Here is a 14,948-nt window from a genome sequence, read left to right as displayed (position 1 = left end):
CTATTTGCTAAGCGTTTTGTACGCGCTCTATTTGCTTATCTACATCTGTTAAGTGCCCTAATTTAAGCCACACTTTTGCACCTTGCTTACCTGCGGTTATATTAAGCTCACTATTAATAGGCAGCCTTAACCAGCTGTGTTTTACTAATACGTCTGATTGCTCACTTATATCGCCTTCAAGCACGAGTAACTCAGCACCACCATTTGCACTAATTTGCATGTTGGCGTCTGCCTCAAAATGCAATAAGCTCACATCTTCAAAGTCATCTTTATAAAGTGGGGTTATGGCAAGGCCTTTAAATGTGTCGTGTTGCACGCTGCCCATATGCTGTGTTTGTAAGCGTACGTGGGTTCTATCTTTTGGCTGAAATTGCCAAAGCTTTACAAATATTATGCAGCCTTCATCAGAGCCTGGTTTGTGCTTTGATTGCGGTGGGTTACGAATATAAGAGCCTTGTGGAAAATCGCCATGCTCATCTTGAAATACCCCTTCTAGTACAAAAAACTCTTCGCCGCCTGTATGCACATGAGGCGAAAACTCGCTCCCTGGTGCATAACGTACAATGCTTGTAGCACGGGCTACTTCTGCGCCTACTCTATCAAGTGGGCGCCTATCAACGCCCGTCATTGGCGAAGGGGTCCAATTAAGTTGCTCACTATGAACAACGACTCTCAGGGTAAAATCGGCGGCTATTTTCATTTTATTACCTTTAAAATTGCATAGTGTGAGAGTAAATTTTATGCATAAAAAAAGCGAGCTTATTAAGCTCGCTTATTTAATTTTTATCGCTTTACGCTACATCTAGCTTTTTATGCTTAGAGTGTACAAACACTAAACCTACTAAGCCAATAACAACCACAGCGGCACCAATTGGTTTTCCTAAGTCGGCCGATAAATTAAAGCCAATAGCAGCAGTCATAATGTACGAAAGTGTTACGCCAGTAGCGATAACGGCAGGTATGCTGGTGATCCAGTGGAATGCACGTCTATCAAATAAGTACTTAGTTGCAAGCCATAGCACACTGGTTGAAAGCAGCATGTTTGAAAATGCAAAGTAGCGCCAAATAACTGAGAAATCTAATTTAGTCATAAAAAAGGCTATCGTTAAAATTGGCACTGCCAGTAATAAGCGATTACGTAAGCTTTGCGGAATATTAAACGCATCTACCACGGTTAAACGCAGTGAACGGAACGCCGTATCGCCAGAGGTAATAGGGAACACCGCAACAGCAATAATGGCCATAATACCGCCCATTACGCCTAAGTAACTATTTGCTACATGGTTAACCACTAAACCTGGGCCACCTTGATCAAGCAATGCTTTTAAGCCTGCGTAACCTTCTGGGAATGCAGCAATACCCGCAAGTGCCCATACACAACCTACAATGCCTTCACACATCATTGCGCCGTAATATACTGGGCGTACGTATTTTTCGTTTGTTAAACAGCGGGCAATAATAGGCGCTTGGGTAGAGTGAAAGCCACTAATAGCACCACAGGTAATGGTAATAAACAGTAACGGCCAGGTTGGCAGGCCATCAGGGTTTGGCTCTAAAAAGTCATGCGCGTGGTCGGCTTCAAAGTAGGCTAAAAAGTCGCCTGCAACTGGTAAGTGTGGTGCATCTAGTAATAACGCACCGGCTATTAATGTAGTCATTACAATCATTAATAAGCCAAATAGCGGATAAAACTTAGTAATAATTTTATCAATAGGTAGCAGCGTTGCTAAAAAGTAGTACGCTAAAATAGCCAAAACCCAAAAGGTATTATTAGCAAAAAAAGTGCCTTCAAATACATCTAAGTTACTTAATAAGCCTGCTGGGCTCATAATAAATACAACGCCCACAAAAAATAGCAGCATGGCTGTAAATATTAGCATAAAGCCTTTAAAGACAACGTTGTAATAGTGCCCTGCTATTTCTGGTAAGCTTTTGCCATCTTCTTTAATGCTCATCACACCTGAGAAGAAGTCGTGTACTGCACCGCCTAATACGTTACCAAGCACAATCCACACAAGTGCTACCGGTCCATAAAGCGCACCTAAAATTGGGCCAAATATAGGGCCTACGCCCGCAATATTTAAAAACTGAATTAAAAATGCACGCACAGGGTGAATGGCTACATAGTCAACACCTTCGCTAAAGCGTTTTTGTGGTGTATCAACTGTTGTATCCATACCTGCTTGTTTTTCAACAAACGGGCTATAAAACTTATATCCCAGTATTAAGATTGTTATGCAGATAAAAAAGATGATCATAAAGCACGTTTCTCTTTTTGTATTTGGAGTATAGAGCGCCTAATTGCCGCCCCGCCTTTCAATCCATGAATAATCGACGAACATTAACAAAGTATTAATCCCCCCGCTATAAGACGAATAGCTAATACACAAGGGTCTGTAGGCCTTTCAAGGTTAAATTTGCAGCAGCCTGTTTGGTATTTAGGCAAGGCAGAGCCTATGTGGTGTGGTTATTCCCCATAAGTAGGCGATAACGCAGCATTAATGCCAAACAGGCGCTGCCCTTCGGGTTCTGCCTAGGGGCGATTTACTCTTTGTTGCCTACATGGATGTAGGTAAGGGGCGTGAGCAGGACGCGGAAGCTTTGCTCGGTTTTGACTTATTCTTACATGGATGTAAGTCATTAGGATAACGCAGGAGCAGTTATCGAGCCCACTAGGTTACAAACCTCGCGCCGCGATTAAACCGCCCCTAGTTTGAACAAATTTCAAACTGCAAAGGTCAACAGACCCTATTTAAGCCACTTTTTATGCACCTTGCTCAACACTTAATCTAAACGGCTTTATTAATAAAAATTAAAGCAAAAAAAAGCGGCTTTACTATAAAAGTAAAACCGCTTACACACACAATGATTGGGTGTAACTGTGATTTTTTACGTTACGCTGGGCTCATAAACTCGTTAATTTGTTCATGAGTCAGTGTAGGTGTAGCACCGGCACTTTCGGCCACCATAGCACCGACTGCACACGCAAAATCAACAGCATGTTGTGCACAATCGCTACTACAAAGCTGATAAATTAACGACCCTAAAAACGAATCCCCCGCGCCTACTGTATCCACAACGCTAATTAAATAACCTGAGTTATAATAATTTTCGCCTTTTATGGTTAGTAGTGCACCGTGGCTGCCTTTAGTTACACATAAGTATTCGGTGTTAGTTTGCTGTGCAATAAACGCTAAGTTTTGCTCAAGTGAATGGAACTTACAGCCCATTGCTTTGGCAATTTCGTAAAGCTCTTCATCGTTTAATTTGATGAAGTCGGCTTTATTCATTAAATCTACTAATGTGTCTAACGTGTAGTGTGGCGCACGTAAATTTACGTCAAACACTTTAAAGTTAGCTACATCAACTAATTGGTTTAATGTAGCAAGTGAGGCTTCGCTTCGGCCAATTAGGCTGCCAAATACAAATACATCACTGGCTTTTACTTTTTCAATAAGTGAGTCTGTAAGCTCAATGTTATCCCACGCAGTGTCGGCAACTATTTCGTAGCTGGCTGAGCCGCTTTTATCTAAGGTAACTTGTACTGTGCTGGTTTTTTTGTCGTTATTAACGCCAATGTATTCGCAGCTTACGCCTTTGCTTTTAATTTCGCCTAGTAGCTCAGTACCCAGTTCATCGTTACCTACAGCGCTTATCATGTCGGCTTTAATGCCCAGTGAGTTAATACGCACACACATGTTAAGCGGCGCGCCGCCTAAGCGTTTATCGTTTGCAAAACAATCCCATAGTACTTCGCCAAAGCAACTTACGCTTACTTCTTTACCTTGTTTAGAATCAATTAAAATGCTCATTATTAGTTACCTTTAGGCTCAAGCACGTTATTCATAATTGCTTTAATTTTGCTTGCCGGTGCGTATAACGCTTCTACATTGTTTTTGTAGTGAGACGTAAAGGCACTTTGCGTGTTTAAATCACCAAATAAGCTTGTTAGCGATAAAAATGCAAGGTCATCAGTCGCCGTTTTAGCCGCGGCTTCATGTAACTCGCTTTGCATTGCATCAATTATTTCAAGTTTATTGCCTTGCTCATCTTCGCCTTTATCGCTGTAAAAACACCATGCAGCAATAACCAGGGTCGCAAGTGATACATCACGGCCATGGGCTAGATTTTCGTTAATAGTGGCAATTAAAAACTTAGGTAGCTTTGCTGCGCTTTCTGAACAAATGCGCGATAAGCTGTCTTTAATGTTTGGATTAGCAAAGCGCTCAATTAGCGTGTCTTTGTAGATTTCAAGATCAATGCCTTCTAATTTCTCTAGGTTAGGCGTTACTTCTCTATCCATAAACGCACGTAAGTACTTAGCAAATAAAGGATCTGATACTGTTTCGTCAATTGTGCCGTAGCCATGTACAGAGCCTAATAAACCCAGTACCGAATGGCCTGCATTTAATAAGCGTATTTTCATGGTCTCAAAAGGTGTTACGTCACTTACAAATTGTGCGCCAACGCTATCCCAATTTGGGCGTCCGCAGCAAAATGAGTCTTCAATTACCCATTGCGTAAACGACTCACAGGTAATTGGCCATTCATCGCTAACACCGTACGCATCAACAACGTAGTCAATATCGCTCTTTTTAGATACTGGCGTAATACGGTCAACCATTGCATTTGGGAAGGTTACGTTAGTAGCAATCCACTCGCTTAGCTCTTTATCTTGCTCGGCCGCAAAGGCAAGTAGCATTTTACGCGTTACATTACCGTTGTGCTGAATGTTATCGCACGACTGTACTGTAAACGCATCAAGGCCTTGTTCTTTACGTAGCTTTAACGCAGCAGTAATGTAGCCAAACGCCGTAATTGGGTCGTTCGGGTTATTAATGTCGTTAATAATGTCTGGGTTTGAGTAGTCAAACTCACCCGTAACTGGGTTAAAGTTATAGCCGCCTTCGGTAATGGTTAACGACACAATATGCGTATCGCTGTGCGCAAGCTTATTAATAACCGCTTGTTTGTCCTCTGGAGCAAACAAAAAGTCAATCATAGAGCCAATAACTTTGTTATCTATTTGCCCGTTTGGGTGTCTTACCGTTAGCGTGTAAAGGTAGTCTTGTTGCTTTAAAATATCGCGCAGACCACGGTTACCTTCTAATAAGCCAACACCACAAATACCCCACTGTTCAGCACCTGGCGTTTTTAATAGCTCGTTAATGTACACCGCTTGGTGTGCACGGTGAAAGCCGCCCACACCAATATGAACTATACCCGCTTTTAGCTTACTACGGTCGTAGTTTGGTGTATCTACATGGCTTGGCATATCTGCCAAGCTTTGTTGGTTTAGCCCTTTAACAAGAGCGTCAGTGTGCTGGTGTTGCGTCATGGTGCGGCCTTACTAAAACAATATTAAAAATTTAAATTAAGATGCAGTATTGAGTGCTTTATGGCGCAATAGCGACCAGTAAGCGGTTGCAAAATAAATAATGGTGCAAATAAAACATGCAATTTCAAACTGAGATTTATTTCCTGCGTAAATGCTCATGCTGTCACTAAAAAACATTACTTGGCTGGCAAAGCCAAAAATAATAAGTAACGAAACAGTCGACACGCCATTTAACACTTTGGTTAGCATTGAGTTATCAACAACTGGAGCTTGAACGTTTTCTGCAAGCCCTGCTTGGTACTCTTTAATGTCTTGCTGCTCTTGCTCTTCTGCTGCAATTTCTTTGCTGTAGTCTTCACCTGCGCCATATTTTTTAGCCAGTAGCGTGTAAATAACAATGGTGAAAATCCAAGTAGGAATAAATAAGTAGTAAAACGACATTACATCAATCGCATTTAAACCAAAGCCAAACACAAGTGCTAATGCCCAAGAGGCAATGGCTGGTACGCTACGTGTAATGTTTTTGTATTTAGCCCAGTAGCGGGTTAAACCAATTTTAGGAAATAAAACATGCTCGGCAAATACAATGCCGCCTACAGGTACTACTAATAAGCCTGCGTAAGTTAAAAGCGGTAACATTTGCGAAAATACAAACGGGAAACACGCAATTATAACGGTTACAACACCGACAATTGCGGTAGTGCGCTCGCGCGATTGGTCAACAAAAATAGATTGTGCTGCAAGGCCTGCGCGGTAAAGGTTAGCGTTAGCTGTAGTCCAGCCCGCAATAATTACAATAACAAAGCCTGTCCAGCCTAATGCGTGGTAAGCAACGTCACCTGGGTCAAGTGAAGAAATAGTTGTTTTAAGTAATACCGCAACACCTGCGCCCATAATACCAGCCGAGATCCATGCTAAGTAATGGCCAAAAAACATACCTACGCCTGAAAACAAACCATAGCTTTTGCGTTTAGCAAATCTAAAAATTGCCATATCAATTAAGCCAAAGTGGGTAATAGAGTTTGCAGCCCATGCAAAACCAATAACCTCTAATAAGCCAATACCTTTTTCGCCATCAGCGGTGGTACCGGTCCAAATAGAAGAATCCCCTATCGCCATAAAGTCATCAAACCCAGTTAGCGTGGTTACTCCTAATACATGATTAGAAAGCTCAGGGAACAAGGCAAACGAACCCGCTATAAAAATAACAAATAACCATGGCGCACAAATTTTAGAAAAATCAGCAACGGTTGAAAAACCATACATAGCCACAAATACAACAATAGAGCCAACCGATAAAACAATGGCCACAAATGCTAAGCTGTTAGGGTACCAATCGAGTTGCGCGGGTATATCAAACAAAAACCGCACTGCGGTTGCCGATACCGTGATCATGGCGGCGGATATCACACTAAATATGACCACGTTTGCCCAGTTATAGAGCTTGGTCATTGAATTACCCGCAATTTTATTTAGGTAGTTGTATAAACTTAAGCGTGTTTCTACCGCAATTGGAGAGGTAATTAACCACCACGAACACATAGCTAATAGGTTACCAATTAATAAACCTAATAAAATGTCGATGGTCGATGCGCCTAATGCAACAAAGGTTGCACCAATAACAAACTCGGTTGCAGCAACGTGTTCACCAGCGTATAAACCAGCAAAGTGCTTCCAACCATGAAGCTTATGATTAGCAACGGGCAATTGCTCTTCGTTAACATCGTTAAATGTTTGTGTGTGTGGACTTGATGCCATGGTATTTTCCTATTGTTTTAAGCACAGCCCTAACTAACCTGAACTCTGGATAATAAATCTATCTCAAGCAGCTATTTCCAGCGCTAACTACGTTAAATTTACTTGCAATAGGCTAGCTATTGACGCGTAATTTCGCCTTGTTTTCACTGTAAATCTCTGGCTAGAGAAAATAAACATAGATATCACTTTTGATTTAATATGTTAGTAAATCTCTTAACCAAAGTTCAGATTAACTATTAATTTAAATAAGTGTTTTTTATTTAAATTAATAGTGAGTAAATCACCGTGCCTTTTTATAATGCTACTACTATAACTACTTAATAATTAATGCATTTTTACGTTAAGCTTTGTCAGTGTCATAAAGCTCAACGTTGATATTCTATTACTGTGTTTGTAATGTTGGGTACTGCTTATAAAAGTCATCCCAATGCGTTAAATGCGCTACCTCTGGGTAAGCTTGGTGAACAAAGTTCACTGCATCTTGCATATGCCCACCCCCGCTGTAATGCAAAACCTGCATATTGGCGGCAAGTGCGGCGCACACGCCGGCTTTTGAATCTTCAATCACTAAACAATTTTGTGGCTTTACGCCCATTTGCTTAGCGGCATGTAAAAATAAATCGGGCGCGGGCTTACCATTTTTTACCTCACTTGAGGTAAATACCTTATTAAAGTGCTGCGATAAATTAACCACATTAAGCGCTTTAGCGGTGCGTTTAGGGCTACTGCTTGTTGCAATGCAACAAGGTACAGATAGTTGCTCTAGCACGTGTTTAATGCCGTTAGTTGGCATTAATGCAGTTTCGAACTCGTTTAATAGTGCTTCTCGGTAATCGGCTTCAAAGCTCTCAGCTAAGGTCACGTTAAAGGTATCGAATAAGTTTTGGGTGACTGTTTTAAAATTACAGCCCAAAAAATATTGCTGTACATAGGCTCGGTCAATATTAACGCCAATCTCTGCAAGCATGTTTATTAACACTTGCGCGCTTAATATTTCGCTATCTATAACAACGCCATCACAATCAAAAATAACTAATTCTATTTTAGTATTCATATTGCCCCTTTTTATGCACCTAGTTTGGTGCAACCTTAACTTGAGCATAAGCCCAGCAAGTGAGCATATTCTCCTTATTGTTATAATAAGTCAACATCTTGTTAGTGAAAAACGCACCACAGTGGTGAATATTTATTCATTAAATATGAAATTGTCTGTATTTTCATTGATTTCAAAATTGCAATTACGACTAAGGTCGAACATTACAAAACCGCTATTTAGAAAATAGAAGGCAGCACGCAAACAACAATCTAAATTTATGATTACTCCAATCTAAACAATCAATTTTACCGAACTCACTTTTGTTAATACACTCGTTAACAGTTAAACAGCCAGCAACACTGCCGGCACTTTTATACAGATGAGGTCGACAATGAATACTCAAAAAAACACGATTAATAATAAATCTACGTTAACGCTAAGCGCATTAGCTTTAGCAATGGCATTACCTGCAAGTGCCGCAACTACCCTTACTAAAGACAACGGCGCAGCTGTTGGCGACAACCAAAACTCTATTACCGCAGGTGAGCGCGGAAGTGTATTACTTGAAGACGTACACCTAATTCAAAAGCTACAACGTTTTGCACGTGAGCGTATTCCTGAGCGTGTAGTGCATGCGCGTGGTACAGGTGCACACGGTGTGTTTGTAGCGTCTAAAGAATTAGATGACTTAACAATTGCTGCACCGTTTGCAGAAGCGGGCAAAGAAACTGACGTATTTGTACGTTTTTCATCAGTAATTCACTCAAAAGGTAGCCCAGAAACACTGCGTGACCCACGTGGTTTTGCTACTAAGTTTTACACCGACCAAGGTAACTGGGATTTAGTAGGTAACAACTTACCGGTATTCTTTATTCGCGATGCGATTAAATTTCCAGACATGGTTCACTCGTTAAAGCCATCACCGGTAGATAACATTCAAGATCCTAACCGCTTTTTTGACTTTTTCTCATACGAGCCAGGTTCTACTCACATGTTAACGTGGGTATACAGCGACTACGGTACACCAGCAAGCCTACGTAAAATGGACGGTTGGGGCGTACATGCTTACAAAATGATTAATAAGTCAGGCGATGTTAAATACGTTAAGTTTCACTGGGTAAGCCAACAAGGTATAGACAACCTTGATGCTAAAGAAGTAAACGAAGTGCAAGGTAAAGACTTCCAACACTTAACACGCGACCTATACAGCGAGATTGGTAAAGGCAACTTCCCTAAGTGGGATCTTTACATTAAAACCCTTGATCCCTCGCAGTTAGATGACTTTGACTACAACCCATTAGATGCAACAAAAATGTGGTTAGACGTTAAAGAAACTAAAGTAGGCACCATGACCCTAAACCGTATGCCAACTAACTTCTTCCAATCTACAGAACAAGTTGCTATGGCACCGGCAAATGTAATTCCGGGTATTGAGCCATCTGAAGACAGACTTTTACAAGGGCGTGTTTTCTCTTACGCCGATACGCAAATGTACCGCTTAGGTGCTAACCACCAACAATTGCCAATTAACCGTGCAAAAGTTGAAGTGGTTAACTACAACCAAGACGGCGCAATGAACTACGGTAATACAACAAGTAACGTGAACTACCAACCAAGTCACGAAAACGTTGCAGAAAACCCAATTGCACGCAGAAGTAACACAGAGCTTAAAGGCTACGTACAACAAGCAGCAATTAAAAAGCAGCAAAACTTTGCTCAAGCGGGTGTACTTTACCGCAGCTTTAGCAAGCAAGAGCGCACTAACTTAGTTAACAACTTAGCCGGCGATTTAGGCAAAGTGAAAGACAGCAAAGTTATGCACAAAATGCTTAGCCACTTCTACAAAGCAGATAGCGAATACGGTACACGCTTAACTAACGCTGTAAACGGCGACATGAAACAAGTTAAGCAACTAGCCGCTAAGCTTTAATATTTTACCCTACCTGTAAGTTATTGAGGAAAGCCTAGCTTTCCTCTTTTTTAAAAAGGTAAACAGTATGCGTAAATTACTTATTATATTTACTTTAGTGATGAGCTTTTCAAGCTTTGCCAATGAGCCACAAAGCCCTGTAACGGAACAAAGCACCGCCCAGTCGCAATACGACAGCTTACTTGCTTATTACTTTGCAGCCGCACGCACCGACGACACCGCCGTAATAACGCAATTTGTAGATGCTGGCATTCCTATTAATAGTTACAACAACAAAGGTTACACCGCGCTAATGATTGCCACCTACCATGGCAATAAAAATACGGTAAACACCTTATTGCAATTAGGCGCTAATGCGTGCCTTGAAGACAACCGCGGTAACACAGCCCTAATGGCCGCCATATTTAGAGGCGAATTTAGCATAGCTAAAACACTTGTTAGCCTTGATTGCGACAACGCACATCAAAACAAAGCCGGCCAAACAGCCGAGCAATTTGCACAAAAATTTGGCCAACAAAAAGTACTCGACTTATTAGCACAGGTAAATAATGAAAAATAGATTCAAATGAGAAGCCCTACTCAATGGGCTTTCATTTACCTTAAATACTTTTACTTATTCTAATAAAAGTTTATTTATTAATGCTTCATGCTCTATCCCTGCTTCAAATTTTAAAGCGCGTATAAAGTCCATAGAGTTAGCAGGCCTATTTGGGTAACTATTATTTTTCCAGATCGACCTGAGCGCGCGAATAATAGGTTTATCACCAATAACAGCTCGTAACTTGGCAAAGACAATGGTTGATCGAGAATATTGATTGAAACCTTGTGTAGCATCAACCAAGGCTAACTTTTCCTTTATACTCATTAAAGCACTTTGCTGATAACGTGATGTTTCATACTCTACAAGCGCTTGCATGGCCTTTTTCCCATAACGTTGCTCTATAACAACAAGCTCAATGTACTTTGCTAAAGACTCCACTAAAAAAGCGCTATCTGCAAATACTCCATTACCAATATCATGCCCAAACCATTGATGCGCAGTTTCGTGAACTGCACGGCGATAACGTTGATCAAAGCCTGCATTAGCACTTGGCTTTGATCTAAAACCAACACTGTCTTCAATAAGTATAAGCTGCGGCAGTGCATAACCTGTTACACCAAGCCTAGGCGAGCCTATTAAACTTAATTGTTTTGCTCTATAAGGGCTTATCTTATTAAGCCATTTTATTGTATCGCCCATTGCGCTAAGGTTTACAGCTATAGAATCTGCTCGTGCAGGCTCATTTTTGTCTTTAGCAAACACGTTTAACATCACGCCATTTTGCTGCTTGGTAACAGGGGAGTAAGGCACCGTCACCCAAGCTGGGATTGCATTTATGGGTGTACGAGTCTCAAAATGAAATATTTCGCGGTCATCTTTGCTGGTACGTGATATTTCTTCTCCTTGGGTTATAACCTGATAACCACTTGTTGTACTCACTTTACTAGACATAGTAAGCCACTGGTAATGAGTACTTGCTTTCGCCGTTTTAGCAAATAGCTTCGTGGGTCTAATAGACTGCTTCACTTTAAGTGCGTGTTGCTGCCGAAGTATAGGATCGGTTAATTCATAATTATCTTGATAGCCAACAGTGGGCAATAAAGGCACTGATCTTATATAGCTAAATTCAGGGGTTATTATCTGATGGCCTCTCACTGGCCAAAGCTTAGCTTGATGAAAATCGAACCGTGTAACTAGTTTACGTATTTCTCCTGGCTGCATTTCATTCTCTAACTTAAACACAGCTTGATTAAGCAAGGGAAAGCTTTTAGCCCTTTGCGCGCCATCGATTTCAATATTAGCCCATTTATAAAAACCTGCACGCCCAATTAATACCTCTTTAATAGACTCTTGATGAGTGTTTTTTAAAGTATATATTAAGGAAAAATGAGCCTGCTGCTTTTGTGGGTAAAAGTCTACATTTGCATCAATGTGAACAATTCTTGGCTGTGCTACATTGCGCCATTGTGAAAAAGACTTTTCGTACTGTGCTTTAAAAGCCTCACGCTTATGCGAGTTGGTTAAAGGCTTCTCTTCAACTAGTCTTAAATGCAATTGAGTAAATAATGCCACAGTGATAAGCAGAGGAATGAATAACCAAAAATGTTTAACCCCCAATACTCTTCGGCTCAACCCAGTACCTCGGTGATTAAAAACTCCCGTAATTATAACTAGACTTATACACGCCACTAACCAAACTGATATATAAGGCCAATAACTACTCATACTTGCACGATAACCCCAAAAGTTATCTGGTGCTTGCAAAGGCGTCCAACCAACACTCCACAATGTATGTGTAAGACCAAAATAAGTCATTATTGGTGTGAATTTGATTAGTAAAATAGCACCAATTAGCAAACCGGCAATAAGCTGCGAACGACATAAATCAAATACGCACAAAAATACACATGCAATGATGGTAAGAGGAATAAACATCAAAAATAAAATGCTCAAATGTGCTTCCAATTGATATGCACTGTGTAAAAACCACTGAGCTGCACTTGCACCTAACAAGCTCATTGATAAAAAAACCAATATCATCGTACCTAATACGAATAACTGACTGATTATAAAGTAATATGTTTTAAGGGGGGTGGCAGCAATTAGCTCTGCTATATTATAGTATTTGGCGAAACAGCTTACTTGCCAGCTCCACAAAGCCAACAATAAAGTCCCAATTAAAAGTTGCATATCAAATGCATAATAGCTAATCGCATCTAGACTTTTGGTGCTCATAACACTCATTGGTTCAACATACCCTGACGACGAAGCAACACTGTTAAAAACCATCACTGGCCAAATAAGAATAATCAGTAACGTTATAGGATGTGAAACCAAATTAACCAGTGTAATTTTATATAAACTGGCCATCATCAAAAATGGTTTTTGTGTGACCCTAGCTGTTGTATATTCAGCGGGTTCTAACATGTTATGACGAATGTATTCGTTAGTACTTTGACCTTTATTAGCTTTTTTATTCTTTAAAATTGTATTTTGATTAAGAGTAACCAAAAAAATACCAACAGCGAGCAAACTCACGACAACGCGATTGATGGCAAACGAAGCTCCTAATGAATTAGTTAAACTGTTTATTACACCGGTGTATGCAAAAGGGTCAAGCCAAATAAATAATGTATAAAAGCTATTGCTTATAATACTGCTTCCAGCAAGCATTGGGTTTCCGGTAATACTTGCAAGCACTATATAGCCTACCCACAGCACTGCAAAAAAAACATAATTAGGTAATGAAGTTGCTGATTTATGGCAAATATAAAAAGCAATCACAACTAACAAGCAGCTATTAGGTAACAATACTAAAAAGCTACTAAATAAAGTAAAAGAAGCCGTATTTGGTATATAGCCTAATTGCCTTATATGCATGAACGCCATTATTAAAATAGCGCTTAAGCTGATAATGAAAACCAAGCAAATCAGTATGCATACCCTTGCTAAACTGCGCTTAAATAAGCTAGTTTGCGTAACGTAAATAAGCTCCTGCATAGACGCGTGTTGATCTCGTAAAAATATAACGGGTGCCAATACTCCCACAAGCATAGGTAACTGCATCATTTGTAGCATTGTAATATTTAACTTAAATTGTTTTAACGAATCAACCTCAACCGTTGCAAGCTCATATGACAACATAATCGCAAATATTAAAGGGATAATTATACAAAGCCAAACAAGTGGTTGGCGCACTGCATATCGCCACTCATTAAAAATCAACATGTTTGATGTCCTTTATTGAGTGAATAAAAGTACTTGTCTTGAAGCGTGGCGGGCGAGTTTATCGCATTTTGTGCAGGCGCCGTATCTGCATAAACACGAAATGAAGACCTTCCATAGCGATGGCTCTTACTTAATACATGCTGATTTGGTATGCCGGTAGGTAGGCTTTCAAGCTGCCATATCTTACCGTCTAAAGTAGTTAGTAACTCTTTTACGTCTCCGCTTTGTATAAGTGCTCCTTTGTCTATAATGGCTGCGTAGTGACATAAACTTTCTATATCTTCAACAATATGGGTCGATAACAGTATCAATCTGTTTTGGCTTATACTTACAAGCAAATTATTTAGACTTTCTCGTTCCATTGGATCAAGTCCTGCGGTGGGTTCATCCATAATAATTAGCTTTGGGTCTCCTAATAAAGCCTGAGCTACGCCAAAACGTTGCTTCATTCCTCCCGAAAAATTAACAAGCTTCTTATTAGCAAACTGAGTCAAATTAGTCAGTTCAAGTAAACTATTAATTTGGTTTTTACGTGTATTACCATCTATACCTTTTAACACTGCGATATGCTCAAGTAACGCTCGACAACTCATATTGGGATATACGCCAAAATATTGTGGTAGATAACCTAGTTGCGAACGAAGTGCATCTGGTTGGCTAATCACATCAAGGCCATTAAAATTAATGTATCCGGAGTCTGCATTTTGTAAACACGCAATTGTGCGCATAAGGGTTGATTTACCCGCGCCATTTGGCCCAAGTAGTCCTACCATACCGGCGGGTAGAGTGATCGTCACATCATTCAAAGCTTGCGTACCATCTACGTATTTTTTGTTGATATTTTTCAATGTAAGCATTAGTTTCATCCTTAGTTGATATAACACCAGCTTAAGAAATCAAGTTGAAACAAGCGAACATGTAATGGTTAACGCATTGAAATAAATGATGAAAACGAAAAAGTGACGTTGATCATTTAAATATGTACTTTCATCATAAAAATAAGAAGCCTAGGCATACTTGGAATATTCATTAACAACATGAAATAAAACAATTATTTTGAATTAATAATTACGATTTAAATGATTTTATCGATAAACTAATGCGCTTAGCGTAGTGA

At 40.1% G+C, this 14,948-nt stretch carries 10 protein-coding genes; 2 read left to right on the top strand and 8 right to left on the bottom strand.

All coding sequences use genetic code 11. The features are described 5' to 3' along the window. Positions 1–7: 7 nt before the first annotated feature. The 6 genes from MTF68_RS04855 to MTF68_RS04830 all read right to left on the bottom strand — a co-directional run bounded on the left by MTF68_RS04855 (position 8) and on the right by MTF68_RS04830 (position 8,150). Complete coding sequence (locus tag MTF68_RS04855; RefSeq protein WP_248461837.1) at positions 8–700, bottom strand: cupin domain-containing protein; 693 nt, start codon at positions 698–700, stop codon at positions 8–10. Between the two features lie 91 nt (positions 701–791). Then, on the bottom strand, positions 792–2,258 hold the full coding sequence (locus tag MTF68_RS04850) for a carbon starvation CstA family protein (RefSeq protein ID WP_004589533.1): 1,467 nt from the start codon (positions 2,256–2,258) through the stop codon (positions 792–794). Between the two features lie 636 nt (positions 2,259–2,894). Further along, the gene (locus MTF68_RS04845) at positions 2,895–3,812 is read right to left on the bottom strand and encodes a carbohydrate kinase (protein WP_248461836.1); all 918 of its coding nucleotides are present in this window, start codon (positions 3,810–3,812) and stop codon (positions 2,895–2,897) included. Positions 3,813–3,814: 2 nt separating this feature from the next. Next, positions 3,815–5,338, bottom strand: coding sequence for a mannitol dehydrogenase family protein (locus MTF68_RS04840; protein ID WP_248461835.1), 1,524 nt, complete (start codon positions 5,336–5,338; stop codon positions 3,815–3,817). A gap of 36 nt (positions 5,339–5,374) precedes the next feature. Beyond that, positions 5,375–7,096, bottom strand: coding sequence for a hypothetical protein (locus MTF68_RS04835; protein ID WP_029772305.1), 1,722 nt, complete (start codon positions 7,094–7,096; stop codon positions 5,375–5,377). 382 nt (positions 7,097–7,478) lie between these two features. Further along, positions 7,479–8,150 (bottom strand): HAD family hydrolase, encoded by a 672-nt coding sequence (locus MTF68_RS04830; protein WP_096042795.1) that lies wholly within the window; start codon positions 8,148–8,150, stop codon positions 7,479–7,481. Between the two features lie 373 nt (positions 8,151–8,523). Between MTF68_RS04830 and MTF68_RS04825 the strand changes: the two genes are divergently transcribed. Both MTF68_RS04825 and MTF68_RS04820 read left to right on the top strand, forming a co-directional pair. After that, positions 8,524–10,062, top strand: coding sequence for a catalase (locus MTF68_RS04825; protein WP_004587093.1), 1,539 nt, complete (start codon positions 8,524–8,526; stop codon positions 10,060–10,062). Positions 10,063–10,129: 67 nt separating this feature from the next. Beyond that, on the top strand, positions 10,130–10,621 hold the full coding sequence (locus MTF68_RS04820) for an ankyrin repeat domain-containing protein (protein WP_248461834.1): 492 nt from the start codon (positions 10,130–10,132) through the stop codon (positions 10,619–10,621). A 54-nt stretch (positions 10,622–10,675) separates the two neighbouring features. On the opposite strand, the gene MTF68_RS04815 is transcribed toward MTF68_RS04820, so the two are convergent. Continuing rightward, positions 10,676–13,831 (bottom strand): M1 family aminopeptidase, encoded by a 3,156-nt coding sequence (locus MTF68_RS04815; RefSeq protein WP_248461833.1) that lies wholly within the window; start codon positions 13,829–13,831, stop codon positions 10,676–10,678. Further along, the gene (locus MTF68_RS04810; protein ID WP_248461832.1) at positions 13,825–14,688 is read right to left on the bottom strand and encodes an ABC transporter ATP-binding protein; all 864 of its coding nucleotides are present in this window, start codon (positions 14,686–14,688) and stop codon (positions 13,825–13,827) included. The genes MTF68_RS04815 and MTF68_RS04810 overlap by 7 nt, the downstream gene beginning before the upstream one ends. Positions 14,689–14,948: the final 260 nt, after the last annotated feature.

The organism is Pseudoalteromonas sp. 2CM37A (assembly GCF_023161885.1).
Classification (GTDB): Bacteria; Pseudomonadota; Gammaproteobacteria; order Enterobacterales; family Alteromonadaceae; genus Pseudoalteromonas; species Pseudoalteromonas atlantica.
This window is presented reverse-complemented; position numbering and strand designations above follow the sequence as displayed.

Coding starts and splice junctions, on each gene's coding strand:
- MTF68_RS04855 (WP_248461837.1), bottom strand. CDS start 700: ATGAAAATAGCCGCCGATTTTACCCTGAGAGTCGTTGTTCATAGTGAG.
- MTF68_RS04850 (WP_004589533.1), bottom strand. CDS start 2,258: ATGATCATCTTTTTTATCTGCATAACAATCTTAATACTGGGATATAAG.
- MTF68_RS04845 (WP_248461836.1), bottom strand. CDS start 3,812: ATGAGCATTTTAATTGATTCTAAACAAGGTAAAGAAGTAAGCGTAAGT.
- MTF68_RS04840 (WP_248461835.1), bottom strand. CDS start 5,338: ATGACGCAACACCAGCACACTGACGCTCTTGTTAAAGGGCTAAACCAA.
- MTF68_RS04835 (WP_029772305.1), bottom strand. CDS start 7,096: ATGGCATCAAGTCCACACACACAAACATTTAACGATGTTAACGAAGAG.
- MTF68_RS04830 (WP_096042795.1), bottom strand. CDS start 8,150: ATGAATACTAAAATAGAATTAGTTATTTTTGATTGTGATGGCGTTGTT.
- MTF68_RS04825 (WP_004587093.1), top strand. CDS start 8,524: ATGAATACTCAAAAAAACACGATTAATAATAAATCTACGTTAACGCTA.
- MTF68_RS04820 (WP_248461834.1), top strand. CDS start 10,130: ATGCGTAAATTACTTATTATATTTACTTTAGTGATGAGCTTTTCAAGC.
- MTF68_RS04815 (WP_248461833.1), bottom strand. CDS start 13,831: ATGTTGATTTTTAATGAGTGGCGATATGCAGTGCGCCAACCACTTGTT.
- MTF68_RS04810 (WP_248461832.1), bottom strand. CDS start 14,688: ATGCTTACATTGAAAAATATCAACAAAAAATACGTAGATGGTACGCAA.